Consider the following 25,962-nt stretch of genomic DNA (forward strand, 5'->3'; position numbering starts at 1 on the left):
TACCGATGCCCGTTAGCGCGTACTGCGTACGCGCCGCAACTCGTCGAGCACGAGCAGGATCGCGCCGATCGTGATCGCGCTGTCGGCGAGATTGAACGCCGGCCAGTGCCACGTGCGTACGTGGAAATCGAGAAAGTCGATCACGTGGCCGTACGCCAGCCGGTCGATCACATTGCCGAGCGCGCCGCCCAGAATCAGCGCGAGCGCCGTGCAGAACATCTTCTGCCCGCCGTGGCGCTTGAGCAGATAGCAGATCACCAGCGCCGCGACCACGCCGAGCGCGGTGAACGCCCAGCGCTGCCAGCCGCCTGCCATTGCGAGGAAGCTGAAGGCTGCGCCACGGTTATACACGAGGATCAGGTTGAAAAACGGCGCGACCTCATGCGGAACACCGTAGGCAAACACTTTCTGGACCGCGATCTTGGTGAGCTGATCGAACAGGATCACGATCAGCGCGACGCCAAGCCACGGTGCCAGCGAATGGTTGCCGGCCGACGTTTTCGACATGGTTTTCGCCATTATGCCGCGCTCCTCGTTTCGCCGTTGCCGAACAGATTGCTGAAGCAGCGGCCACACAGGTTGGGGTGCTCGGCGTGGGCGCCGACGTCTGCGCGGTAGTGCCAGCAGCGTTCGCATTTCAGATATTTCGAGGCGATCACGTCGACGCCTTCTTCCGCTTCGCCGCCGACCTTCACTACATTCGCCGCCGACGTGATCAGCACGAACTTCAGGTCGTCGCCGAGGCTTGTGAGTGCGTCGTAACGCGCGCCGCTCGCACGGATTTCGACTTCCGCCTGCAGCGACGAACCGATCAGATTCGCCACGCGGGCTTCTTCCAGCGCCTTGGTCACGTCGCTACGCGCGGCGCGCAGCAGCGTCCATTTGTCGAGCAGATCGCCGGCGTCCGGCACTTGCGGGAACGCGTGATAGGTCTCGGTGAAAATCGTTTCGCTGTTCGGCGAGAAGATTTTCCACGCTTCTTCGGCCGTGAACGACAGGAACGGCGCCATCAGGCGCAGCAGACCGTGCGCGATGTGATACAGCGCGGTCTGAGCCGAACGGCGTGCGACGGAGTCGACCGCCGTGGTGTACAGACGGTCTTTCAGCACGTCCAGATAGAAACCGCCCAGATCTTCCGAGCAGAACGTTTGCAGCTTCGCGACCACCGGGTGGAATTCGTACTTGTCGTAGTGCGAGAGGATGTCGTTCTGCAGATTCGCCGACAGCGCCACCGCGTAACGGTCGATCTCGAGCCAGTCTTCGACCGGACGCGCGTGTTGCGCGAGGTCGAAGTCCGACAGGTTCGCGAGCAGGAAGCGCAGCGTGTTGCGGATGCGGCGATAACCTTCCGTCACGCGCTTCAGGATCTCTTCCGAGATCGCCAGTTCGCCCGAGTAATCGGTCGACGCGATCCACAAGCGGATGATTTCCGCGCCGAGGCGGTTCGCCACTTCATGCGGGTCGATCCCGTTGCCGAGCGACTTGCTCATCTTGCGGCCTTCGCCGTCGACGGTGAAGCCGTGTGTGAGCAGTGCGTTGTAGGGCGGGCGGCCGTCGAGCATCGAAGCCGTGAGCAGCGACGAGTGGAACCAGCCGCGGTGCTGGTCCGAGCCTTCCAGATACAGGTCGGCCGGGAATTGCAGTTCGTCTTTATGCGAGCCGCGCAGCACGTGCCAATGCGTGGTGCCCGAATCGAACCAGACGTCGAGCGTGTCGCGGTTCTTTTCGTACATGTTGGCGTCGTCGCCGAGCAGTTCGCGTGGGTCGAGCGTTTGCCAGGCTTCGATGCCGGCCTTCTCGACGCGTTGCGCGACTTCTTCGAGCAATTCCAGCGTGCGCGGATGCAGCTCGCCAGTCTCTTTGTGGACGAAGAACGCCATCGGCACGCCCCATTGACGCTGACGTGACAGCGTCCAGTCCGGGCGGTTGGCGATCATGCTGAACAGGCGCTGCTTGCCCCACGACGGATAGAAGGCGGTGTTCTCGATGCCTTCGAGCGCGGTTTCGCGCAGCGTCTTGTCGGTGTCGTTCGGCTTCACGTCCATACCGGCGAACCATTGCGAGGTCGCGCGATAGATGATCGGCGTCTTGTGGCGCCAGCAGTGCATGTAGCTGTGCGTGTACTTCTCGGTGCGCAACAGCGAACCGGCGCCTTGCAGGGCTTCGATGATCTGCGGATTGGCCGCCCAGATCGACAGGCCGCCGAACAGCGCGAGCGATTCGATATAACGGCCGTCGCCCATCACCGGGTTGATGATGTCCGAATCCGCCATGCCGTGCGCCTTGCACGACACGAAGTCTTCCACCCCGTATGCCGGCGACGAGTGGACCACACCCGTACCCGTTTCGGTCGTCACGTAGTCGCCGAGATAAACCGGCGCCGTGCGTTTGTAGGCCGGATGCGCGGAGGCGAGCGGATGATTGAAGTGAAGGTTGACGAGCTTCGCGCCCGGCGTGGTGGCGATGACTTTGCCTTCCAGGCCATACAGTTTCAGGCACGCTTCAACGCGCTCTTCCGCCAGGATCAGCAAGCCGCGCGGCGTATCGACCAGCGCGTAGACGATTTCCGGATGCAGGTTCAGCGCCTGGTTGGCGGGGATGGTCCACGGCGTGGTGGTCCAGATGACGATGCCGCCTTCATTGCGCGGCAGCGCATTCAGCCCGAACGCCTGCGCGGTCTTTTCCGGTTCGGCGAAGCTGAACAGCACGTCGATGGTCGGATCGGTCTTGTCCTTGTACTCGACTTCCGCTTCGGCCAATGCCGAGCCGCAATCGAAACACCAGTTGACCGGCTTCAGGCCGCGGAATACATAGCCCTTTTCGAGGATCTTCGCGAGCGCGCGGATTTCGCCGGCCTCGTTCGTGAAGTTCATGGTCTTGTACGGGTTGTCCCAGTCGCCGAGCACGCCCAGGCGGCGGAAGCCGACCTTCTGCTTCTCGATCTGCTCGGACGCGTAAGCGCGCGCCTTCTGCATCACTTCAGCGGCCGGCAACGACTTGCCGAACTGCTTTTCGATCTGGATTTCGATCGGCATGCCGTGGCAGTCCCAGCCCGGCACGTAGGCCGCGTCGAAGCCCGCCAGGTTGCGCGCCTTGACGACCATGTCCTTGAGGATCTTGTTCACCGCGTGGCCGAGGTGGATGTCGCCGTTCGCATACGGCGGCCCGTCGTGCAGGATGAACTTCTTGCGGCCTTTGCTGGCCGCGCGGATCGTCTCGTAGACCTTGCGTTCCTGCCATTCCTTGACCCATTGCGGCTCGCGCTTGGGCAGGTCGCCACGCATCGGGAACGGCGTGTCGAGCAGGTTGACCGGATAGCGTGACTGCGGTTTCGAATCGGCTTTCTTATTGCTCATGATGAGGTCGCGGTGAATTCTTTCTAAGCGCAGCGAAGCTGCGGTATGCGCACGAAGCGCAGGGCGTTGGGCGCGCCCGGCAGGCATGTCGCGTGATCCACGGACGCCCTTCGATGCGCGCAGCAGTGGGTACATGCGGCACTCAACGTGCTCGCATGTACCGCGGCGGCTATCTAATTCGGTCGGTGGCCGAGGTGGCGAAACCGGTGGAACGGCTGCCCGGCGTGCCGGCGCCGACAGCCGCGAACCACGCGCGCGCATTGGCGACGTCGCGCGCGATGGCGGCGGTCAGCGTTTCGAGGTCGACGTACTTTTCCTCGTCGCGCAGCTTTTTGAGGAATTCGACACGCACCAGCTTGCCGTACGCATCGCCGTGCCAGTCGAGCAGGTGCACTTCGAGCAGCACACGGCCGGAATCGTCGACGGTGGGGCGCAGGCCGAGGCTGGCGACGCCGGGCAACGGTTCGTCCGCCACGCCGTGCACGCGCACCACGAAAATGCCCGCCAGCGCCGGGCGCTTGTGCGCGATCGGCAGATTGAGCGTGGGGAAACCGAGGTCGCGGCCAAGCTTCATGCCATGCACGACGTGGCCGCTGATCAGGTAGTCGCGGCCCAGCGCGGCACGCGCCGAGTCGAGATCGCCCGCCACCAGCGCGGCGCGCACGCCCGAGCTGGAAATGCGCGCGCCGGACGGGTCCGCCACGGTGGCCATCTGCTCGACTTCGAAACCGTACTGCTGGCCGGCGGCCTTGAGTGAGGCGAAATCGCCCGCGCGCTTCGCGCCGTAGCGGAAATCGTCGCCGATCATTACCCAGCGGGCATGCAGCCCATTGACGATGATCCGCTCGACAAACGCATCCGGCGACTGGCTCGCGAAGGTGTGGTTGAAATGCTCGACCACGACCCGGTCGACGCCGTTGGTGCGCAGCGCCTCGAGCTTGTCGCGCAGCATGGCGATTCGCGGCGGCGCGCCGGCGGGATTGAAGAACTCGCGCGGGTGCGGCTCGAAGGTCATCACGCAGACGGGCAGGCCGCGTGCATCGGCAGCGGCCCGGACGTGGGCGAGCAAAGCCTGATGACCGCGGTGGACACCGTCGAAGTTGCCGATGGTCAGTGCGCAGGGCGCACGGCTTTCGGCATTGGGAAGACCGCGGAAGACTCTCACGATAGCGGGTTTGAGGTAGGGCGGCCGGGGTGCCGCAAAACAAACGATTATAAACGCTCAGCGCACGAGACGGCGGCACGTCGCCGTTTCAGTGTCCCCCGAATGATAAAATCCGCGGATGAAAAAACTCGTCATCCTGATTTCCGGACGGGGAAGCAATATGGAAGCTATCATTCGCGCCTGCGCGGACGAGGGCTGGGCGGCGCAAGTCGCTGCCGTGATTGCCAACCGTCCTGACGCTGCGGGCCTTGCGTTCGCGGCGTCGCACGGCATTGCCACGGCGGTGGTGGACCACCGCCAGTTTCCCGATCGCGACAGCTTCGACGCCGCGCTGGTGCAAGAAATCGACAGCTTTACGCCTGATCTCGTCGTGCTCGCCGGCTTCATGCGGGTGCTCACCGCCGGTTTCGTCGACCACTACGCCGGGCGCATGCTGAACGTGCATCCGTCGCTGCTGCCGAGCTTTCCGGGCCTGAAAACCCATCAACAGGCACTCGACGCCGGCGTGCGGCTGCACGGCGCGTCGGTGCATTTTGTCACGTCGCAGCTGGATCACGGGCCGATCGTCGCGCAGGCGGCCGTCCCCGTGGAGGCTGGTGACACCCCCGCCACGCTCGCCGAACGCGTGCTGGCAACCGAACACATTATTTATCCACGCGCGGTGCGCTGGTTCGTCGAAGGGCGTCTTGCTCTCGACGGCTTGCGTGTCACGCTTACGCCGCCGGAGCCGCAATGGCTCTTTGCCGGTCACACCGCCGGAGAGGGCGCATGAGATTACATGGTTTTTTGATTGGACAAACCGAGACTTTGCTGGCTGAGGTCCTGAAGCTGAACGGCCCGGCCGACGCCACGACGAGCCGTTTTTTCCGCGCGCATCCGAAGCTCGGGCACGGCGAGCGCGGCGTGATCGCCGAGGCGGTCTTTGCCGTACTGCGCCGCCGGATGGAATTCGCCCATCTGGCCGAAGGCGGCGCGGGCAGCCCGGCGCGCCGGATGGCCTTGCTGGGTCTGATGCAAACGGCCGGGCGTACGGCCCTCAAGCCGTTCGTGTCGGAGACCGAGTCGCACTGGCTCGAACACGTCGCGAAGATCGATCCCGAAAGCCTGCCGCTGCGAATTCGCCTGAATCTGCCCGACTGGATCTATCAGGCGCTGAGCAAGCGTTTCGAGCCCGAGGAACTGGCGCAATTGGCCGCCGCGCTGAACTATCCGGCGCCGCTGGACCTGCGCGCGAACCCGATCAAGGCAAGCCGCGACGACGTGCTGAACGCGCTGTCGAAGGCCGGTATCGAAGGCGGCGCAACGCCGTTTGCGCCGTTCGGCGTGCGGGTGGTCGGCAAGCCGCCGCTCACCAAGCTGGACGCATTCCAGCACGGTTGGGTCGAAGTCCAGGACGAAGGCAGCCAGTTGCTGTGTTCGCTGGTCGCGCCCAAGCGCGGCGAAATGATCGTCGACTTCTGCGCGGGCGCGGGCGGCAAGACGCTGGCGCTGGGCGCGGCGATGCGCTCCACCGGGCGTCTGTACGCCTTCGACGTCTCTGAGCGGCGTTTGGCCAAGCTGAAGCCGCGCCTCGCGCGCAGCGGGCTGTCGAACGTGAATCCGGTACTGATCGACAGCGAACACGATGCGAAGATCAAGCGTCTGGCCGGCAAGATCGACCGCGTGCTGGTCGATGCGCCGTGCAGCGGGCTGGGCACGCTGCGCCGTAATCCGGACCTGAAGTGGCGCCAGTCACCGGAATCGGTCGCCGAACTTGCGCCCAAGCAGGCGTCGATTCTCGCCAGCGCCTCGCGTCTGGTGAAGAAGGGCGGCCGTCTCGTCTACGCAACCTGCTCGATTCTGGAAGAGGAAAACGAAGCGATCGTGCAGCAGTTCCTCGCGGACCATCCGGACTTCGCCTTGGTGCCGGCGCGCGATGTGCTCGCCGAGCAGCGTATCGAGCTGGAAATGGGCGATTACCTGTCGCTGTGGCCGCATCGCCACGCCACGGACGGCTTCTTCGCAGCCGTGCTGGAACGTCAAAGCTAAACGCACCGGCTTATCAGCCGGCGCAGCGAGTTCCTTTCCTGAACCCGCGGTGCCGGCGATTTCGGCGACATCATGCAAAACCGCATTTTTCCTCATATGTTTGGCGACCTCGCGCGTGACTTCGGCCAGCCGGTGATGCTGTGGCAGGTCGGCGTGCTGCTGGGGACGCTCGCCGTCGCGTGGCTGCTCGCGCGCCTGTTGCGCCGCACGCTCGATCTGCGGCGCCAGACCCGGTACCAGACCCTGCGCTTCGGCGCGGAAAGCCTGAATCGCGCGTTTTTTCCGCTGATTGGGGCGGTGCTCGTGTGGCTCGCGCAGGCGGTCACCGGCCAGTTCATGCATACCGCGCTGCTCGATCTGGCGCTGGTGCCGCTGTTTGGTATCGGCCTGATTTACATCGTGTTTTTCTTCGCGCGGCGGGTTTTCAGTCAGGACGGCGCGAATCATCCGTGGCTGTTCCTGGTCGAGAAAATCGTTTCGCTGGTGGTCTGGATCGGCATGGTGCTCACGGTGATGGGCATTCAGGACGACGTGATCGCCTGGATGGGCAGCGTGCGCTTCAGGGTCGCGAATGCCCACATGACGCTGCTTTCGCTCACCACGGGGCTCCTGTGGGTGTGCGTGACGATGATCGTCGCGATGTGGCTCGGCGCTACGTTCGAGGAGCGCCTGATGCGCTCCAGGACGCTCGACGCCAACCTCAAAGTCGTGGTGGCGCGGGTCGGCCGCGCTGCGTTCGTGCTGGCGGCGGTGTTGATCAGCCTGTCGCTGGTCGGTATCGACATCACGGTGCTCGGCGTGTTCGGCGGCGCGCTGGGTGTGGGGCTCGGGTTCGGCTTGCAGAAGATCGCCAGCAACTACGTCTCAGGCTTCATTATCCTGATCGACCGCTCGCTGCGCATCGGCGACACGATCAACGTCAGCGGCTTGCAGGGCATGGTTACGCAGATCCGCACGCGTTATACGGTGGTGCGCGGGCTGGACGGCATCGAAACACTGATTCCGAACGAAAAGCTGATTACGGACGTGGTGCAGAACCAGTCGTCCTATCTGACGCGCGGCTATGCCAAGGTGGCCGTGCAGGTCGCCTACGCCTCCAACGTCGAGCAGGCAATGACGCTGCTGGCCGAAGCCGCGCAGGGCGTCCCGCGGGTGTTGCAGGAGCCGGCGCCTACGGCCTATCTGGCGAGCTTTGGCTCCGACGGCATCAATCTTGAACTGGGTTTCTGGATCGAAGACGCGGCGACCGGTACGTCAGGCGTGCGCTCGGCCGTCAATCGCAACATCTGGCGTCTGTTCTCCGAGCACGACATCTCGATTCCTTTCGCGCAACGCGAAGTGCGAATCGTCGGCAACATCAGCGACGCGATGCCGCAAGCGGTAACAATGACCGCTCCCGCCGCCAATCAGGCTGACAGGGCCCATTGACGGGCGCTTTGAACCGCCGGCAGGTGTGAAAAAGACCTTCGGCGCGCTCCATCCGTTTGATGCTGCACAAAAAATCTCTATTTGTTACAAACACTTGGAACGCTTCAAGTAGAATATCGTCCAATCCCGCTGTATGCTTTCACTTTCTTGACACGTGCATTTCGTGCGTGTCTGGCGTCTCTTGTTCCACAGGTAAATTGCCTTGTTGAATTCCTTGCTCGATTTCCTTGCTCACGGTCTGCTGCACTTCTCGTGGTGGCAACTTGTGCTGTACACACTGATCGCGACACACATCACGATCATTGGCGTGACGGTCTATCTGCATCGCTGCCAGGCGCACCGCGCGCTGGAGTTGCATCCGGTCGTCAGTCATTTTTTCCGCTTCTGGCTGTGGATGACCACCGGCATGCTGACCGGCCAATGGGCCGCGATTCACCGTAAGCACCACGCCAAGTGCGAAACCGAAGAAGATCCGCACAGCCCGCAAACGCGCGGCATCTGGAAGGTGCTGCTCGAAGGCGCGGAACTGTACCGTTCCGAAGCCAAGAATGAAGAAACGATGCGCAAATTCAGTCACGGTACGCCGAATGACTGGATGGAACGCAACGTCTACACCAAGTACCCGATCCTCGGCGTGAGCCTGATGATGGTGCTGAACGTCGCGCTGTTCGGCGTCGTCGGCCTGACCATCTGGGCGGTGCAGATGGTATGGATCCCGTTCTGGGCGGCTGGCGTGGTGAACGGTCTCGCGCACTGGTGGGGCTACCGCAACTTCAACTCGTCGGATGCCAGCACCAACATCTTCCCGTGGGGCATCATCATCGGCGGTGAAGAGCTGCATAACAATCACCACACGTATGCGACGTCGGCCAAGCTGTCGAACAAGTGGTACGAGTTCGACATCGGCTGGATGTACATCCGCATCATGTCGGCGTTCCGTCTGGCCAAGGTGAAGAAGGTCGCACCTACGCCGCGTTTGACTACCGGCAAGCTGGTTCTCGATCAGGACACGCTGCAAGCCGTGCTGGCAAATCGCTATGAAGTGATGGCGCGTTACGGCAAGGCGCTCAAGCGCGCATATCGCCAGGAGCTGGCGCATCTGAAGGAAGTGGGCGCGCGCGAGAAGTATCAGGTAATGCGCGGTGCGCGTAGCTGGTTCCACAAGGAAGAAGCGGGTCTCGATGAGCCGCAGAAGCGTCAGTTGCCGCAAATCTTCGCGAACAGCCAGAAGCTCAAGACCTACATTGACATGCGCAATGAACTGGCGGCGATGTGGGAGCGCTCGAACGCATCGCGCGATCAATTGCTGGTTCAGTTGCAAGACTGGTGTCATCGGGCGGAGCAGAGCGGCATTAAAGCACTGCAAGACTTTGCGATGCGCTTGCGCCGTTATGCTTGATCGCCTGCCTGAGCGCGAAATCCATTAAAATTTCGTTACGTCACAAAACCCCGCGTTGGCGGGGTTTTGCTTTTTGGGCCGCGGCAATTTCAACGACACGCGATTGACAGTCCGCGGCGGCAGAGCGAAGGCAGAGGAGATCAATGGATCAGCAGGCGATCAGGACCGTCGAATATGACCGGCCACAGGCGCAGGGCACGACCTGCGGGATCGGGCAGGCGTGGGCGAAGGTGCCCGACGTGCCGTCGGCGGAACAAAGGGTGGCGTTGAAGGAGCGCATCCGCGCATTGCTCAAGCGCGAGAAGGCTGTGCTCGTCGCGCACTATTATGTCGATGCCGAACTGCAGGAACTCGCCGACGAAACCGGCGGTTGCGTGGCCGACTCGCTGGAAATGGCGCGTTTCGGCCGCGATCACGAGGCGCAAACGCTGGTGGTGGCGGGCGTGCGTTTCATGGGTGAGACCGCGAAAATCCTGAGTCCGGACAAGCGCATTCTGATGCCCGATCTCGACGCGACCTGTTCGCTCGACCTCGGCTGCCCAGTCGATGAGTTCTCGGCTTTCTGCGATGCACACCCGGATCGTACGGTGGTCGTATATGCGAACACCAGCGCGGCCGTCAAGGCTCGCGCGGACTGGATGGTGACGTCGTCGATCGGGCTGGAGATCGTTGCCGATCTGCATGCACGTGGCGAAAAGATCATCTGGGCGCCGGATCGGCACCTCGGCAGCTATATTCAGAGCAAGACTGGCGCAGACATGCTGCTGTGGCAGGGCTCGTGCCTCGTGCACGATGAATTCAAGGGGATCGAACTCGATCTGCTGCGCGCCGAGTATCCGGGCGCGAAAGTACTGGTGCATCCCGAGTCGCCGGCTAACGTGGTCGAGCAAGCGGACGTGGTGGGTTCGACAACGCAGTTGATCGACGCCGCACAAAAACTCGACGCGACGCATTTCATCGTGGCGACCGATCTCGGTATTCTGCACAAGATGCAGCTCGCGGCGCCGGGCAAGACGTTGATCGCCGCGCCCACGGCCGGCAATAGCGCGACCTGCAAGAGCTGCGCGCATTGCCCGTGGATGGCGATGAACGGCCTTACCAATCTGGCCGACGTGCTTGAACGTGGTCATAACGAAATCTTCGTCGATCGAGCGATTGGTGAGCGGGCGCGTCTGCCGATTGACCGGATGCTCGACTTCGCGGCGCGTCACAAGAAGCGCGTGCAAGCCAGCGGCGATCTCGCGCGCGACGCGCAGCTGTATTCGAACGTGGGAGCAGCGTAATGGGGGCGGTTGAAGGGGCAGTTAAGCGTACTCAGGTCGAGGCGGTGTCGCCGCTGTTCGCAGAGATTCATGCGCAATATGGCGCGGCATTGGATGCAGCGTTGGCGCGCAACGTCGCCGACGCGCTAGCCGAAGACGTTGGCGCAGGCGATCAGACTGGCCGTCTTGTCCCCGCGGATGACGTGCGCGATGCACGTATCATCGTGCGCGAAGATGCTGTGCTGTGCGGCGTGCCCTGGTTCGACGCCGTAATGCGCCAGGTCGATCCGCGTATCGACGTGCAGTGGCGTTATCGCGAAGGCGATCGGATGGCAGCGGATACGCCGGTCTGCGAGTTGCGCGGCCCTGTCCGTGCGCTGTTGACTGCTGAACGCAACGCGCTGAATTTCCTGCAACTGCTGTCGGGCGTGGCGAGCGCAACGCGTCGCTATGTCGATGCAATCGCTCACACCCAAACGCGCATCCTCGATACGCGTAAGACCTTGCCGGGCTTGCGGCTCGCGCAGAAATACGCAGTGCGCGTGGGCGGCGGGGCGAATCAGCGGCTCGCTTTGTACGACGGCATTCTGATCAAGGAAAACCACATCGCCGCGGCGGGCGGTGTCGGTGCTGCAATGGATGCGGCGCTCGCATTGAATGCAGGCGTGTCGATCCAGATCGAAGTCGAAACGCTCGCGCAATTGGAGACCGCATTGGCGCATCGCGCGCAATCCATTCTGCTGGACAACTTCTCGTTCGACGCGATGCGTGACGCAGTGCGTGTCACGGCAGGACGGGCGGTGCTGGAGGTGTCGGGCGGCGTGAACTTCGAGACGGTGCGGACCATCGCTGAAACGGGCGTCGATCGCGTGTCGATCGGTGCGCTGACCAAAGACGTGCGCGCAACGGATTACTCGATGCGGATTGTCTGAGCTGTTGGACGCAAGATACAGCGCCAACGCGGCGATCTTTGCGCGTTTAAGCGTCAGCTTTCGCAATCAGTGAAAGGGCATCACCGGTTCTTCGGCGATGCCCTTTTCATTTCAGCTTGAGGAATCACACGTTGCGGTTACGCACGTGCTCAGGCGACAACACCGTGGGTAGCGCTTTTGGCAGCGTAGCCGGCCAATCGCGGCTGAAATGCAGGCCGCGGCTTTCACGCCGTGAGCGAGCGCCTTCAACGATCAACGACGCCACGTCGACCAGGTTGCGCAGTTCAAGCAAATCGCGGCTCACCTTGAAATTCGCGTAGTACTCGTGGATCTCGTCGCGCAGCAGGGCGAGCCGATGCTTGGCTCGCATGAGCCGCTTGTCCGTACGCACAATGCCGACGTAATTCCACATCAGGCGGCGCAGTTCATCCCAGTTGTGCGCGACCACCACTTCTTCGTCCGGATCGGACACGCGGCTTTCGTCCCAATCCGGCAGCGGGGCATGGACGGCGGCGCTGAAGCCCTCCTGCTCGATGGCCTGCGCGGCGGAGCGTCCGATCACGAGACACTCGAGCAGGGAATTGCTGGCAAGCCGGTTTGCGCCGTGCAGACCGGTGCATGATGTCTCGCCGACCGCATAGAGTCCCGCGAGATCGGTCCGGCCAGACAGGTCCGTTACGACGCCGCCGCACGTGTAGTGCGCGGCAGGCACAACCGGAATGGGCTCTTTGGTGATGTCGATGCCGAATTCGAGGCAGCGGGCCAGAATGGTCGGGAAGTGTTCGCGCAGGAATTCAGGCGGCTGATGGCTGATGTCGAGATAGACGCAGTCGATGCCGCGCTTCTTGATCTCGAAGTCGATCGCACGCGCGACGATGTCGCGCGGCGCGAGTTCGGCGCGTTCGTCGTGGTTCGGCATGAAGCGCGTGCCGTCCGGCAACTTCAGAAGGCCGCCTTCGCCGCGCACGGCTTCCGAGATCAGGAACGACTTCGCATACGGATGGAACAGGCAGGTCGGATGGAACTGGATGAATTCCATGTTCGACACGCGACAGCCCGCGCGCCAGGCCATCGCGATGCCGTCGCCGGTCGCGGTGTCGGGATTGGTGGTGTACAGATAGACCTTGCCGGCGCCGCCGGTGGCGAGCACGGTATGCGGCGCTTCGATTGTCACAGTGCGGCCGCTTTGCAGATCGAGTGCATACAAACCGTGGCAGCGGCGCCCTGGCAGACCTAGACGGTCCGAAGTGATCAGGTCGATCGCGTAGTGATCTTCGAGCAGGGTGATGTTCGGATGACGGCGTACCCGTTCGCTGAGCGTGGCGACCACTGCATGCCCTGTTGCATCCGCAGCATGAATGATCCGGCGATGGCTATGGCCGCCTTCGCGCGTCAGATGAAAGCCGAGTTCGGCTGCGTCGTCTTTGGTGAACGGCACGCCTTGCTCGATCAGCCATTCGATCGCGGCACGCCCATGTTCGACGATAAAGCGTGTCGCCGCCTCGTCGCACAGACCACCCCCGGCGATGAGTGTGTCGCGCACGTGGTTTTCGATGCTGTCCGCCGAGTCCAGTACCGCGGCGATCCCGCCTTGTGCCCAATCGCTCGCACCTTCAGTCATCGATCGCTTGGCGACCACTGCAACCCGCCGGGTCTCCGCGAGATTGAGCGCGACGCTCAAACCTGCCAGACCGCTACCGACAATTGCTACATCGAATTCCATCGCCTGCATCTCCGTCTTTCGTTTTGCCATGACGCCATGCTGTGTGCATGCCGCTAAAACGAGAAAGGATACGCGTCGTGACGAATGAGGGAAAGCTGGCCGAACGGGATAAGACGGCCCTGGCAGGCGAAGGACAGCTAATCAGCGCGATATTGGAACGTTGAAAACAAAAAAGCCTCGCACGAATGCGAGGCTTTTTTGCAGATCTTTTTGCCTTCGTCAGGCAGGAGCCAAGATTTATTTAATCTTGGTTTCCTTATAGTCAACGTGCTTACGGACGACCGGATCAAATTTCTTGATCAGCATCTTTTCCGGCATGTTGCGTTTGTTCTTCGTCGTCGTGTAGAAGTGACCCGTGCCTGCGGTCGATTCCAACTTGATCTTGTCGCGTGCGCCTTTCGCCATGATTTACTCCTTAGGCTTCACCGCGTGCGCGCAGATCTGCGAGCACAGCGTCGATACCGTTCTTGTCGATCAGGCGCAGGCCGGCGTTCGAAACGCGCAGACGCACCCAACGGTTTTCGCTTTCCACCCAAATACGGCGGTTTTGCAGGTTCGGCAGGAACCGGCGCTTGGTTTTGTTGTTCGCGTGGGAAACGTTGTTGCCGCTCATCGGCGCTTTCCCAGTTACTTGGCATACGCGTGCCATGAGAGCACTCCTAATACGCTAATTCTGAGTTCGAACGCCGTGAAAGTTTCCCGAAAAGAGCCGCGCTTGAGAGTTTATTGAAACCAATGAAACTCAAGGCACGTTTCCTTTCCGGAACGCCTTGGTGGCTTCGGAACAGGGGGTTGGAAATAGGCAAACCGGAATTCTAGCAGAAAAAAAGCCGCAAAATCAAACCTTATTTGCGATGCCGAACTCGTCGCGACGTTGCCGCGACCCTGGTTGGCGCCGTGTCAGGGCCAGCCGGCGCGGGCAAAGGAGTACGTGCGATCCGCGCCGATCACCAGATGATCGATCAATTGCACGTCGATCAGCGCAAGCGCTTCGCGCAGTGTATGCGTTAGCCGGCAGTCGCTCGCGCTCGGCTGGACGGCGCCGGAAGGGTGATTATGCGCGACGATCAGGCTGGCCGCATTCAGGCTCAACGCTCGCCGCACGATTTCGCGCGGATAGACCGCCATGCGCGTGAGCGTGCCCCGTGCGCTCTCCTCGCAGCGGATCAGCCGGTGGCGGGCGTCGAGAAAGAGCGACACGAAGACTTCGTTAGGGCTTCCGCCGATGCGAAGGCGCAGATAGTCTTGCACGGCTTCAGGCGAGTTTATTAACGAGCGGTCATGCAGTTTATCGACCAGCGAACGCCGAGCCATTTCCATGATCGCGATCAACTGGGCTTTTTTCGCCGGCCCGATGCCGTGCAGGCCGTCGAAGTCCGAGTAAGTTGCATCGAGCATGGCCCGCAGCGAGCCGAAGCGATCAAGCAGGGTGCGCGCAATGTTGAACACGTCGTGGCCGGGCAGCCCTGCGCCGAGCACGAGTACGATCATTTCAGTGTCGGACAGCGCGCCCGGACCCGCTTCGATTAGCCGCTCGCGCGGCATGTCGTTTTTTCGCCATTTTCCGCGTATAAGCTTCCGGGCGGGGGATGCGCCCTCGTTCATGGTGGCATCGGCGGTGCTGACGCCAGGATTGGCTGCGGTAGGGCCAACTGCGGCGCAAGCGCGCGGCGGCGCAGAGGCGGGGGCGGCCGTGGCGGGCGCGGCAGGCTCCGGCAAGGCCGTTTCGGGTGTCGCTTCGTCTATCGTGCAGGCATAGTCGGCCATATAGATATGCATCCTCCAGTTCGGGTGTGTGGCGGTTCGCGGTGGGTGGCCGTGCCGCGATGCGCGCGACGGACCCAAGCCGCCGCCCGCTATGTGGCTTACAATAGACGCTTTGCGCACGGCACCCCGAGGGTTTGCCACACGCGTTGGCTGCGCCCGCGGCGCACGCGTGCAGCGCGCTTCGACCGAGCGAGCATTGCATGAGCATCATCGACATTTCCGAAGTGAAACCCGGTTCACACGTGACGCTTCACTACCGGCTTTCCCTTGCCGATGGCGCCGAAGTCATCAATACGTTTACCGACAAGCCGGCCACGCTGCTGCTCGGCGCGGGTCAACTGGCGCCGCCGCTAGAAGATATTTTGCTGGGTTTGAAGGTGGGCCACCATTCGACCTTTCGGCTAACGTCGGGGCAGGCGTTCGGTCCGCGCAATCCGGAACTGATCCAGCGGGTCTCGCTGGCCACGTTGCGCGAAAACAGCATGATCGGCGAGGATTTTTCGCCGGGTGACCTGGTCGAATTCAACGCGCCGGGTGGCGGCCGCTACGCGGGTGTCCTGAAGGAAGTTGGCGAGACATCGGCGTTGTTCGATTTCAACCATCCGCTTGCCGGCCAGGCGCTGGCGTTTGAAGTGAAAATCATCGGGATTCTGTAAACATGAGCATCACGGATACGACTCTTGCCGAAGCCGAGATCCTGCTGGCGCAGCCGCGTGGGTTTTGCGCCGGCGTCGATCGGGCCATTGAAATCGTAGAACGGGCCATCAAGCTGCACGGCTCGCCGATTTACGTGCGCCATGAAATCGTCCATAACGCCTATGTGGTCGAGGATTTGCGCAAGAAGGGCGCAATCTTCATTGAGCAGCTGGAAGAAGTGCCGGCCGGCAATACGGTCATTTTCAGCGCGCACGGCGTGTCGAAAGCGGTGCGTTCTGAAGCCGAATCGCGTGGCCTGCGAGTGTACGACGCGACCTGTCCGCTCGTGACCAAGGTGCATATCGAAGTCGCGAAGATGCGTCAGGACGGCTTCGATATCGTGATGATCGGGCACAAGGGCCACCCTGAAGTCGAGGGCACGATGGGGCAGGCGGGTGAAGGCATGCATCTCGTGGAAGACATCAAGGACGTGCAGGCGTTGCAGCTGGCCGACCCCGACCGGATCGCGTTCGTTACGCAAACCACCCTGTCGGTCGACGACGCAGCCGAGATCATCGGCGCCCTGAAGGCGAAATATCCGGCGATCCGCGAGCCGAAGAAGCAGGACATCTGCTATGCCACGCAAAACCGTCAGGACGCGGTCAAGTTCATGGCGCCGCAATGTGACGTTGTGATCGTGGTTGGCAGCCCGAATAGTTCGAATTCGAACCGGTTGCGCGAGCTGGCCGAAAAACTCGGTGTGCCTTCCTATATGGTGGACTCGCCGGACCAGATCGATCCGGTCTGGGTGGAAGGCAAGCGCCGGATCGGCGTGACGGCTGGCGCCTCGGCGCCGGAAGCGCTGGCGCAAGCGGTGATCGGCCGTTTGCGTGAGCTCGGCGTGCGCAACGTGCGCGCGCTTGACGGCATCGAGGAAAACATTGCGTTTCCGCTGCCGCGTGGCTTGGGCCTCCCTGCCTGACAATCAGCCGACGTTTCTGAAAGAAAAGCGCGCCCAAGGGCGCGCTTTTTTTACGTCCGCAGATTCGTGAGCCGGTCAATAATAAGGTGCCAGATCATGCGAACGTGCCCATTTAAGTGCTCTTCCACACAAATTCTTTTGAATTGTGATTGGGTTTTTAATCGATTTTTCGATGATGCGGCCCCGTTTTAGTCGCGCCTAACACCCTGCCTCGATTTTTGACGCACTAAAATAGTGCGTGCATCTTGATATCAACGGAAACGTAATACCTAACGCGAACCACGGTGCAATCAGGGATCGGGCCAAATCCCTGCAACACTTGATGCCATTGGGCGCAGGGGTGGTGCAACTGATGCACGAAAAATAGTCGCAACCCGGTTGCGCCCAACGGTGGATTTCTCTCTCAAAATAAGGTTGCAATGCAGGAAAACCCCACCGTTTCAACAATATTGCGCGTCGCATAATTGGAGTTACAATGCGCGCGTTCTCAAGGCCTCCGGGTCCCGAACAATGGATTTTGCAAGGCGCGGGAGACCTACTTAATGCGAGTCAAGTTTGCTTACGCCGTGTCCATCGCGGCCGCGGTTGCGATGTTGACCGCGTGCGGCAAGAAACAGGATGGCGAGGCGGGAGCAAGTGCATCGGCTGCCACGGCGGCAGCGGCACCGGCGAGCGAGGCGACTGTCGTGAAAATCGGTCATGCGGCCCCCTTGACGGGCGGCATTGCACATCTTGGTAAAGACAATGAAAACGGCGCGCGTCTGGCGGTCGAGGAAATCAATACGCAAGGCTTGACCATCGACGGTCACAAGATCCAGCTGGAACTTGACGCGCAAGACGATGCAGCGGACCCGAAAACGGGAACGGCCGTCGCGCAGAAGCTGGTTGACGATCACGTCGTCGCGGTGGTGGGACATCTGAATTCGGGGGTGTCGATTCCGGCCTCGAAGATCTATAGCGATGCCAGCATCGTGCAGATCTCGCCGTCGTCGACTAATCCGGCGTACACGCAACAAGGTTTCAAGACGACCTATCGGGTCGTCGCCACCGACGCGCAACAAGGTCCGGCGCTCGCCAACTACGCCACGAAGGCGTTGGGCGCCAAACGCATCGCGGTAGTGGACGATGCAACCGCCTACGGTAAGGGGCTCGCGGACGAATTCGCGAAGACCGTAGAAGCGAGCGGAGCGAAGATCGTCGCGCGGGAAGCGACGAACGACCGGGCCACGGATTTCCGGGCCATCCTCACAAAGATCAAGAGTGTTCAGCCGGACGTGATCATGTTCGGCGGCATGGACGCAACGGGCGGGCCGTTTACCAAACAGGCGGCGGCGCTCGGTATCAGGGCAAAAATCCTTGGCGGCGACGGTGTGTGTACCGACAAGGTGGGGGAGCTGGCGGGAACCGCCGTGCAAAACCTGGTCTGTTCGGAGGCGGGACTCGCGCTTTCGAAAATGGACAAGGGAGCGGACTTCGAAAAGAAGTACGTCGACCGCTTCCACACACCGGTGCAGATTTACGCGCCGTTCACGTATGACGCTGTGTACGTGATTGTCGATGCAATGAAGCGCGCTAATTCGATCGAGGCGCCCAAGGTGCTGGCTGCGATGCCGTCCACCGATTACAACGGGGTAATCGGCCACATCGCGTTCGACGACAAGGGTGATTTGAAAGAGGGCGCCATTACGCTTTACGACTTCAAGGACGGCAAGAAAGCGGTTCTCGACGTCGTGAAGATGTGATGACGGGAATGTACAGCCTGACGGCACCGAAACCACCCAACGGTGCCGTTTTTGCATCCGCCACCGGTGAGTCCGCGACTGCATCCCAGTCGTAAGACGAACCGGACAGCGGATAACCCTTACCGGTCTTTTACATCAGTACCCGCAGTGCCGTTGAGATTGGCGTACCGCATCACCGCCCACCGGCTGATGAAGAACGCGAATCCAGTCGCACGGGCTAAGGAGCATTAAATGGATATCTTCATCCAGCAGGTCCTCAACGGGCTGGTGCTTGGCAGCGTTTACGCCATCATCGCACTGGGCTATACGATGGTTTACGGCATCCTGGGCATCATCAACTTCGCGCATGGCGATGTGTTGATGGTGGGCGCGATGGTTGCGCTCTCAGCCATAGGCGTGCTGCAGAACCACTTCCCCGGCCTCGGCAATGTGCCGACGCTCATCATCGCGTTGATCATCGCGGCAGTGGTCTGCTCGCTGGTCGGCTACACGATCGAGCGCGTGGCCTACCGGCCGTTGCGTAAAGCGCCGCGTCTCGCCCCGCTGATCACCGCGATCGGCGTATCGATCCTGCTGCAAACTCTCGCGATGATGATCTGGTCGCGCAACCCGCTGCCGTTCCCGCAGCTGTTGCCCACTGACCCGATCAACGTGATCAAGGCCACGGATACGACGCCTGGCGCCGTGATCTCGATGACCGAAATCGTGATCATCGTGGTGGCGTTCCTCGTGATGGGCGGTCTGCTGTTGCTGGTTCACAAGACCAAGCTCGGCCGCGCGATGCGTGCAATCGCCGAGAACCCGGGCGTCGCCAGCCTGATGGGCGTGAACCCGAACTTCGTGATTTCGGCGACCTTCATGATCGGCTCGGCGCTGGCTGCTCTGGCTGGCGTGATGATCGCGTCCGAATACGGCAACGCACACTTCTATATGGGCTTCATCCCAGGTTTGAAGGCCTTTACCGCGGCGGTGCTGGGCGGGATCGGCAACCTCGGCGGGGCAATGGTGGGCGGCGTGCTGCTCGGCCTGATCGAACAGTTAGGGGCGGGCTATATCGGCAACCTCACGGGCGGCGTATTCGGCAGTAACTACCAGGACGTGTTCGCATTCATCGTGCTGATCATCGTGCTGGTGTTCCGTCCGTCGGGCCTGTTGGGCGAACGTGTTGCTGATCGAGCATAAGGAGTAGACAGACATGACCTCAATTCAACCGATCGAGCCGTCCACGACGCTCATCCCTGAAAAGAACCTCACGAAGACGCTGACGGTGGGCATCATCACTGCGATCTTCGTGATCGCGGCGCCGATGATCATCGGTGCCGCTGGCGGCAACTACTGGGTCCGCGTGCTCGACTTCGCGATGCTGTACGTGATGCTGGCACTGGGTCTCAATGTGGTGGTCGGCTTCGCCGGCCTGCTGGACCTGGGCTATATCGCGTTCTACGCAATCGGCGCTTATGTTGCCGCGCTGCTGAGCTCGCCGCACCTGACCTCGCAGTTCGAGTGGATTGCGCACCTGTTCCCGGGCGGCCTGCATACACCGATCTGGATCATCGTGCCGATTGCCATGGCGCTCGCCGCGACCTTCGGCGTTCTGCTCGGTGCGCCGACCTTGCGTCTGCGCGGCGACTACCTCGCGATCGTGACCCTGGGCTTCGGGGAAATCGTGCGGATCTTCATGAACAACCTCGACCGTCCGGTAAATATCACCAATGGTCCGAAGGGGATCACGGGGATCGATCCGGTGTCGGTGGGCGGCTTCAGTCTCGCGCAGAGCCACTCGCTGTTCGGCTTCCAGTTCCCGTCGGTGTACTCGTACTACTACCTGTTCGTGCTCTGCGCGCTGTTCGTGATCTGGACCTGTACGCGTTTGCAGCACTCGCGCATCGGCCGTGCATGGGCTGCGATCCGTGAAGACGAAATCGCCGCCAAGGCAATGGGCATCAACACCCGCAACGTGAAGCTGCTGGCGTTCGCCATGGGCGCGTCGTTCGGCGGCCTGTCGGGCGCGATGTTCGGTTCGTTCCAGGGCTTCGTGTCGCCGGAATCGTTCACGTTCTGGGAATCGGTCGTGGTGCTGGCGTGCGTGGTGCTGGGCGGTATGGGCCACATCCCGGGCGTGATTCTCGGTGCAGTGCTGCTCGCCGTGTTCCCGGAATTCCTGCGCTCGACGATGGGTCCGCTGCAGAACGCGATCTTCGGCCATGAAATCGTCGATACCGAAGTGATCCGTCAGTTGCTGTACGGCCTCGCGATGGTCGTGATCATGCTGTACCGCTCGGAAGGCCTGTGGCCGTCGCCGAAGCACGAAGACAAGATTGCGAAACTGGCGAAGCGCGCTGGCAAGAAGCCGGTGCGGGCGTAACGGACAGGGAGAAAAATATGAACGACAACATTCGACTGTCCGTCAAGGGCGTGAACAAGCGCTTCGGCGGCCTGCAAGCATTGTCCGACGTCGGCCTGCAAATCAAGTCGGGCCAGATTTATGGCCTGATCGGCCCGAACGGCGCCGGCAAGACGACCTTCTTCAACGTGATCACGGGTCTGTACACGCCGGATTCGGGCGAGTTCAAGCTCGACGGCACGGAATACACGCCGACCGCCGTTTATCAGGTGGCGAAGGCGGGGATTGCGCGCACGTTCCAGAACATCCGTCTGTTCGGCGGCATGACCGCGTTGGAAAACGTGATGGTCGGCCGTCACGTGCGGACGAAACACGGCCTGATCGGCGCAGTGTTCCAGACGCCGTCCGAGCGTCGCGAAGAACGCGAGATCAAGGAACGCGCAATCGAGTTGCTGGAGTACGTCGGCATTGCACAGTACGCGGACTACACGTCGCGCAATCTGTCGTACGGTCACCAGCGCCGTCTGGAAATCGCCCGCGCATTGGCAACGGATCCGAAGCTGCTCGCGCTCGACGAACCGGCGGCCGGCATGAACGCAACGGAAAAGGTCGAGCTCACCAAGCTGCTCGACAAGATCCGCGCTGACGGCAAGACGATCCTGCTGATCGAACACGACGTGAAGCTGGTGATGGGTCTGTGCAACCAGATGACGGTGCTCGACTATGGCAAGGTGATCGCGCAAGGTCTGCCGCAAGACGTGCAGAAGGATCCGAAAGTGATCGAAGCTTATCTGGGTGCGGGGGTCCACTAATGGCAACGGCAATGTTGAAAATCAAGGGCCTGCAGGTCAATTACGGCGGCATCCAGGCAGTCAAGGGCATCGACCTCGAAGTCGCGCAGGGCGAACTGGTCACGCTGATCGGCGCGAACGGCGCGGGCAAGACCACGACGATGAAGGCGATCACGGGGCTGAAGCCGTACTCCGCAGGCGATATCGAGTACATGGGCCAGTCGATCAAGGGCATCCCGGCGCACGAGCTGCTCAAGCGCGGTCTGGCGATGGTGCCGGAAGGCCGTGGCATTTTCTCGCGCATGTCGATCGTCGAGAACATGCAGATGGGGGCTTATCTGCGCAACGATACCGACGCCATCAAGGCGGACGTCGATCGCATGTTCGGCTTCTTCCCGCGTCTGAAGGAACGGGCCACGCAGTACGCGGGCACGCTTTCGGGCGGCGAACAGCAGATGCTGGCGATGGCGCGCGCGATCATCAGCAAGCCGAAGCTGTTGTTGCTCGACGAACCGTCGATGGGTCTGTCGCCGATCATGGTCGAAAAGATCTTCGAAGTGGTGCGGGCGATTTCGGCTGAAGGCATGACCGTGCTGCTGGTCGAGCAGAACGCGCGTCTTGCGTTGCAGGCGGCGAACCGCGGCTACGTGATGGACTCGGGTCTGGTGACGATGTCGGGTGACGCGAAGCAGATGCTCGATGATCCGAAGGTTCGGGCTGCGTATCTGGGTGAATAAGTAACGTACGTAAGCAAGATACGTAACCAGGGCAAGTAAGCCGACGCAGGTTTGCTTAAACCACAAAAAAAGGCCGCATGCGCTTCAATCGCGCATGCGGCCTTTCTCTATTCAGACGCTTGCCCGGCGTCTACACGGCTGGCGTGTCCGCCAGTTCTCCCAGGCGTTTGCCGAGACTGATCACGGCATCCGCGCGATAACCGAGCGCCTCATAGAACGCGCGCACATCGGCCTTCGCGGATAGCACCTGCAAGTTCAGCTTCGGGCAGCCGCGTTCGGTCAGCGCGTTTTCGACATGCGCGACCAGACGCGTACCGATACCGTGACGACGCAGCGATTCATCCACCGCGAGCGAATACAGCCAGCCTCGGTGCCCGTCGTAGCCACCCATCACCGTGCCGACGATACGCTCGCCGAACACCGCGACAAAGAACAGCTCTGGTTGCGTCGCCAGCTTGTTGGCGATCGACAGATGTGGATTGCGCTGCGGCCTCGTCACGTCCCGATACTCGGGGAACGCTTCCTGCCACAGCGCGACCACGGCGTCGGTGTCGCGCGCTTCGAAGCAGCGGATCGATAGCGTTGCGGTCGTCGTCACTCGCGCTTTCCTCAGTGATTACAGCGTGTCGAGAATCGAACGCAGCATCGCCATCATCTGGTCGATTTCTTCGTTCGTCACGTTCAGCGCCGGCATGAAGCGCAGCAGGTTCGGACGCGCCGCGTTCAGCAGCAGGCCGTCGGGCTGCATCAGACGAGCCTTCTCGACGATCTGATTGCCGATGTCCTTGCCGAGCAGCAGGGCGCGCAGCAGACCTTCACCGCGTTCGCCTTCGAAGCCGCGTTCTTCCGACAACTCCAGCAACTTGGCGCGCAGATATTCGCCGCGCGCGCGCACGCCTTCGAGGAAGCCCGGCGCGGTCAGTTGCGAGATCACCGAGTAGCCGACCGCGGTCATCAGCGGATTGCCGTTGTACGTGCCGCCCTGGTCGCCAGCCTCGAACACGGCGATTTCAGCTTTCGAGAGCAGCGCCGCGAGCGGCACGCCGCCACCGATGCCCTTGCCGAGCGTCATGATGTCCGGCTCGATGCCCGACAGTTCATAAGCGAACAAGGTGCCGGCACGGCCGCAACCGCTTTGTACTTCGTCGACGATCAGCAGCAGGTTGTGCTGTTTGGTCAGCGCACGCAGTTGCTGCATGAACTCGCGCGTAGCGGGAATCACACCGCCTTCGCCCTGAATCGGTTCGAGCATCACTGCGACGGTCTTCGCGTTGATCAGCTTTTCAACCGATGCGATGTCGTTCAGATCCGCCTTCGGGAAGCCCGGCACCTGCGGAGCGTAGATCGTGTCCCAGCCCGGTTTGCCGCTTGCCGACATGGTGGCGAGCGTGCGGCCGTGGAAGCTGTGATCGAACGTGATGATCTCGAACGCGCCGTCCTTGAACTTCTTGCCCCACTTACGCGCGAGCTTGATCGCGCCTTCGTTCGCTTCGGCGCCGCTGTTCGCGAAGAACACCTTGTCGAAACAGCTGTGCTGCGTGAGCAGACCCGCGAGTTTCGCCATCGGTTCGTTGTAGAAGGCCGGCGACGGATTGAGCAGCAGCTTCGATTGCGTGTTCAGCGCTTCGATCATGCCGTCGTTGCAATGGCCGAGGCTGTTGACTGCCCAACCCTGGATGAAGTCCAGATATCGCTTGCCGTTGTTGTCGTAGAGCCACGAGCCCTTGCCGTGCGTGAAAACGATTTCGGGCCGGTTCGTGATGTACATCAGCGACTCGATCGGATACTCATTGAAATTCATAACGGCAGGCTCCAGACAGCGGGTGAAGGGTGAACGAACAGTGGGCCACATACGGAACAGCGGCCGGTGAAAACAAAAGAGCAAACAAAAAAGCCACGGCATGCCGTGGCTTTCATGATTCGAACTGCGTGCGCCCGTGTGCGGCGCGAATCCGTGACGAAGCCAGCGGCGCCCCTAAGGGAGCGGCGAGCGGCGACGTCGAAGTTCGGACTGGATGCGGTTCATGCGCGAAAGAATACGACAAGGAAAGCGCCGGTGTAAACCATGAATTTGCATCGGACGGATATTTTTTGTCCGCGGCGGAAGTTCGGGTTGCACGCCGATTATGAGATGTGTGGCTGACTAAAATGTGACATTGGCCGTTTGAGCGGCTGTCCGGCAGGGCGGAACAGGCCGGTATAAACCGCCGCTAGAAATGCAAATGGGCGCTCAAGAGCGCCCATTTTTAATCAGGAAGCCGGGGGTCCGCCCATCCGAAGATAGCTGCCGACGCTGATCCCGACTTATCGCCAACAATTCTAAAAGCACAGGAGCCAAAGGTCAATGAAACACCTGACAGATGAGGAAATTACGGCAATTGCCACCCTGCTTTCGGGCGAACGCCTTGGTACGTTTCAGGCAATGGCAGGCAGCACTCGCGCAGCCGTTGCTCTTCATCAGGAGATGTTGCAGCTTGCTGGCGCACTGATGAGCGTTACTGCGGTGGTCGAAATTGCACTGCGCAAATCATCCCTGCGCAAAGCACGGCCATTTGCACAGCCGCGCTTCCAGAACTCCGCTTCGCGAGCATCGACGCACATGCGCCGATGCTACGCACTCTTTCAAACCGCGTTCGCCAGATCCGCAGCGCTCGTAAAGGAATCCGCGTAGAACTCGTCTTCCGGCAGCCCATGATGCTGGGTGAAATCGCGCTGTGCCGACTCCACCATCACCGGCGCGCCACAGGCGTACACCTGGTACGGCGACAGATCCGGCAGATCCTCGATCACCGCGCGATGCACGAAACCCACGCGACCCGTCCATGCGTCGCTCGCGTCCGGTTCCGACAGTACCGGCACGAACTTGAAGTTCGGGATCTCGCGCGCCCATTGCTCGGCGAGTTCGAGCAGGTACAGATCCTTCTTGCGGCGCGCGCCCCAATAGAGGGTCATGGGCCGGTTCAGGTTCTTGAACACCGCGTGCTCGACGATCGCCTTCAGTGGCGCGAAACCGGTGCCCGAGGCGAGCAGCACGATCGGCTTGTCCGAGTCTTCACGCAGGAAGAACGTGCCGAGCGGGGCCTCGAAGCGCAGGATGTCGCGCTCCTTTAGCGTGTTGAAAACGTGATCGGTGAAGGCGCCGCCCGGCATATGACGGATGTGCAATTCGATCGGGCCTTCCGTGTGCGGCGCGCTTGCCATCGAATAGCTGCGGCGCTTGCCGTCTTTCAGAATGAATTCGAGGTACTGGCCGGCCAGATATTGCAGACGTTCGTTAGCGGGCAATTGCAGTTTCAGCACGACGACGTCGTCGGCTTTGCGTTCGATGGCGTTCACACGGCACGGCAGTTTCTTGACTTGCACGTCGCCCACGCCGGCCACTTCGCGGATATCCACTTCGAGATCGGAGCATGCCGTCGCGCAGCAAAAGAGGGCCATGCCGCGCGTCTTTTCGTCGTTCGACAAGGCCGATGACGAATGCTGACGTTGTTCGATCTGACCGCTGATCACGGTGCCTTTGCAGGAGCCGCAGGCGCCGTTCTTGCAACCGTACGGCAGGCCAATGCCCTGGCGCAAGGCCGCGATCAGGACCGGTTCGTCCTGTTCTACCTGAAACTGCCGGCCGCTTTGCCGGAGCGTGACGTTAAATGCCATAGAGTGTTCGAAATCG

Annotated in this window: 24 protein-coding genes; 14 read left to right on the forward strand and 10 right to left on the reverse strand. The window is 61.4% G+C overall.

Annotated elements, in window-relative coordinates; translation table 11 throughout:
* Window positions 1-12: 12 nt before the first annotated feature.
* From lspA to PQQ95_RS15380, 3 genes are all read right to left on the reverse strand, one after another.
* The gene (gene lspA / locus PQQ95_RS15370; RefSeq protein WP_408438242.1) at window positions 13-519 is read right to left on the reverse strand and encodes a signal peptidase II; all 507 of its coding nucleotides are present in this window, start codon (window positions 517-519) and stop codon (window positions 13-15) included.
* Complete coding sequence (gene ileS, locus PQQ95_RS15375; protein ID WP_408438243.1) at window positions 519-3,356, reverse strand: isoleucine--tRNA ligase; 2,838 nt, start codon at window positions 3,354-3,356, stop codon at window positions 519-521. Before ileS ends, lspA begins: the two co-directional genes overlap by 1 nt.
* Before the next feature lie 169 nt (window positions 3,357-3,525).
* Window positions 3,526-4,521: a bifunctional riboflavin kinase/FAD synthetase gene (locus PQQ95_RS15380; RefSeq protein WP_408438244.1), complete on the reverse strand. Its 996-nt coding sequence runs from the start codon at window positions 4,519-4,521 to the stop codon at window positions 3,526-3,528.
* A 118-nt stretch (window positions 4,522-4,639) separates the two neighbouring features.
* Here PQQ95_RS15380 and purN point away from each other — a divergent pair, with 118 nt between their 5' ends.
* From purN to nadC, 6 genes are all read left to right on the forward strand, one after another.
* Entirely contained in the window at window positions 4,640-5,293 is a 654-nt protein-coding gene (gene purN / locus PQQ95_RS15385; RefSeq protein ID WP_408438245.1) for a phosphoribosylglycinamide formyltransferase, read from the forward strand.
* A complete protein-coding gene (locus PQQ95_RS15390; protein ID WP_408438246.1) occupies window positions 5,290-6,549 on the forward strand; it encodes an RsmB/NOP family class I SAM-dependent RNA methyltransferase in 1,260 nt (419 codons plus the stop codon). The genes purN and PQQ95_RS15390 overlap by 4 nt, the downstream gene beginning before the upstream one ends.
* Window positions 6,550-6,621: 72 nt before the next feature.
* On the forward strand, window positions 6,622-7,977 hold the full coding sequence (locus PQQ95_RS15395; protein WP_408438247.1) for a mechanosensitive ion channel family protein: 1,356 nt from the start codon (window positions 6,622-6,624) through the stop codon (window positions 7,975-7,977).
* 202 nt (window positions 7,978-8,179) lie between these two features.
* The gene (locus PQQ95_RS15400) at window positions 8,180-9,376 is read left to right on the forward strand and encodes a DesA family fatty acid desaturase (RefSeq protein WP_408438248.1); all 1,197 of its coding nucleotides are present in this window, start codon (window positions 8,180-8,182) and stop codon (window positions 9,374-9,376) included.
* Window positions 9,377-9,519: 143 nt separating this feature from the next.
* The gene (nadA, locus tag PQQ95_RS15405; RefSeq protein ID WP_408438249.1) at window positions 9,520-10,659 is read left to right on the forward strand and encodes a quinolinate synthase NadA; all 1,140 of its coding nucleotides are present in this window, start codon (window positions 9,520-9,522) and stop codon (window positions 10,657-10,659) included.
* Entirely contained in the window at window positions 10,659-11,570 is a 912-nt protein-coding gene (gene nadC / locus PQQ95_RS15410) for a carboxylating nicotinate-nucleotide diphosphorylase (RefSeq protein ID WP_408438250.1), read from the forward strand. Before nadA ends, nadC begins: the two co-directional genes overlap by 1 nt.
* Before the next feature lie 124 nt (window positions 11,571-11,694).
* Here the strand turns inward: nadC and nadB are convergent, their stop codons facing one another.
* The 4 genes from nadB to radC all read right to left on the reverse strand — a co-directional run bounded on the left by nadB (window position 11,695) and on the right by radC (window position 15,060).
* Window positions 11,695-13,293: an L-aspartate oxidase gene (gene nadB / locus PQQ95_RS15415; RefSeq protein ID WP_408438454.1), complete on the reverse strand. Its 1,599-nt coding sequence runs from the start codon at window positions 13,291-13,293 to the stop codon at window positions 11,695-11,697.
* Window positions 13,294-13,530: 237 nt separating this feature from the next.
* The gene (gene rpmG / locus PQQ95_RS15420; protein WP_006050116.1) at window positions 13,531-13,698 is read right to left on the reverse strand and encodes a 50S ribosomal protein L33; all 168 of its coding nucleotides are present in this window, start codon (window positions 13,696-13,698) and stop codon (window positions 13,531-13,533) included.
* A 10-nt stretch (window positions 13,699-13,708) separates the two neighbouring features.
* Window positions 13,709-13,942, reverse strand: a complete 234-nt coding sequence (gene rpmB, locus PQQ95_RS15425; protein ID WP_007180631.1) for a 50S ribosomal protein L28 — start codon at window positions 13,940-13,942, stop codon at window positions 13,709-13,711.
* A gap of 251 nt (window positions 13,943-14,193) precedes the next feature.
* On the reverse strand, window positions 14,194-15,060 hold the full coding sequence (gene radC / locus PQQ95_RS15430) for a RadC family protein (RefSeq protein WP_408438455.1): 867 nt from the start codon (window positions 15,058-15,060) through the stop codon (window positions 14,194-14,196).
* A 200-nt stretch (window positions 15,061-15,260) separates the two neighbouring features.
* Between radC and PQQ95_RS15435 the strand changes: the two genes are divergently transcribed.
* The 7 genes from PQQ95_RS15435 (at window position 15,261) to PQQ95_RS15465 (ending at window position 22,292) form a co-directional block, all read left to right on the forward strand.
* Entirely contained in the window at window positions 15,261-15,716 is a 456-nt protein-coding gene (locus tag PQQ95_RS15435; protein ID WP_408438251.1) for an FKBP-type peptidyl-prolyl cis-trans isomerase, read from the forward strand.
* A gap of 2 nt (window positions 15,717-15,718) precedes the next feature.
* Entirely contained in the window at window positions 15,719-16,678 is a 960-nt protein-coding gene (ispH, locus tag PQQ95_RS15440; RefSeq protein WP_408438252.1) for a 4-hydroxy-3-methylbut-2-enyl diphosphate reductase, read from the forward strand.
* A 542-nt stretch (window positions 16,679-17,220) separates the two neighbouring features.
* Window positions 17,221-18,420, forward strand: coding sequence for a branched-chain amino acid ABC transporter substrate-binding protein (locus PQQ95_RS15445; RefSeq protein ID WP_408438253.1), 1,200 nt, complete (start codon window positions 17,221-17,223; stop codon window positions 18,418-18,420).
* 231 nt (window positions 18,421-18,651) lie between these two features.
* Window positions 18,652-19,602, forward strand: coding sequence for a branched-chain amino acid ABC transporter permease (locus PQQ95_RS15450; protein WP_074282431.1), 951 nt, complete (start codon window positions 18,652-18,654; stop codon window positions 19,600-19,602).
* Window positions 19,603-19,615: 13 nt separating this feature from the next.
* The gene (locus tag PQQ95_RS15455) at window positions 19,616-20,785 is read left to right on the forward strand and encodes an ABC transporter permease subunit (RefSeq protein ID WP_408438254.1); all 1,170 of its coding nucleotides are present in this window, start codon (window positions 19,616-19,618) and stop codon (window positions 20,783-20,785) included.
* Between the two features lie 17 nt (window positions 20,786-20,802).
* Entirely contained in the window at window positions 20,803-21,576 is a 774-nt protein-coding gene (locus PQQ95_RS15460; RefSeq protein ID WP_408438255.1) for an ABC transporter ATP-binding protein, read from the forward strand.
* Window positions 21,576-22,292, forward strand: a complete 717-nt coding sequence (locus tag PQQ95_RS15465; protein ID WP_063497113.1) for an ABC transporter ATP-binding protein — start codon at window positions 21,576-21,578, stop codon at window positions 22,290-22,292. The genes PQQ95_RS15460 and PQQ95_RS15465 overlap by 1 nt, the downstream gene beginning before the upstream one ends.
* 130 nt (window positions 22,293-22,422) lie before the next feature.
* Here PQQ95_RS15465 and PQQ95_RS15470 read toward each other — a convergent pair whose 3' ends face one another.
* Together PQQ95_RS15470 and PQQ95_RS15475 are read right to left on the reverse strand one after the other, a co-directional pair.
* On the reverse strand, window positions 22,423-22,890 hold the full coding sequence (locus PQQ95_RS15470) for a GNAT family acetyltransferase (protein WP_408438256.1): 468 nt from the start codon (window positions 22,888-22,890) through the stop codon (window positions 22,423-22,425).
* 18 nt (window positions 22,891-22,908) lie between these two features.
* Window positions 22,909-24,093: an acetylornithine transaminase gene (locus PQQ95_RS15475; RefSeq protein WP_408438257.1), complete on the reverse strand. Its 1,185-nt coding sequence runs from the start codon at window positions 24,091-24,093 to the stop codon at window positions 22,909-22,911.
* 543 nt (window positions 24,094-24,636) lie between these two features.
* Between PQQ95_RS15475 and PQQ95_RS15480 the strand changes: the two genes are divergently transcribed.
* Window positions 24,637-24,963, forward strand: coding sequence for a hypothetical protein (locus PQQ95_RS15480; protein WP_408438258.1), 327 nt, complete (start codon window positions 24,637-24,639; stop codon window positions 24,961-24,963).
* Here the strand turns inward: PQQ95_RS15480 and PQQ95_RS15485 are convergent.
* Window positions 24,915-25,946, reverse strand: coding sequence for a CDP-6-deoxy-delta-3,4-glucoseen reductase (locus PQQ95_RS15485; protein WP_408438259.1), 1,032 nt, complete (start codon window positions 25,944-25,946; stop codon window positions 24,915-24,917). The two genes, PQQ95_RS15480 and PQQ95_RS15485, sit on opposite strands and share 49 nt — an antisense overlap.
* Window positions 25,947-25,962: the final 16 nt, after the last annotated feature.

It is taken from the genome of Paraburkholderia caffeinilytica (assembly GCF_046030355.1).
Taxonomy (GTDB): Bacteria; Pseudomonadota; Gammaproteobacteria; order Burkholderiales; family Burkholderiaceae; genus Paraburkholderia; species Paraburkholderia caffeinilytica_B.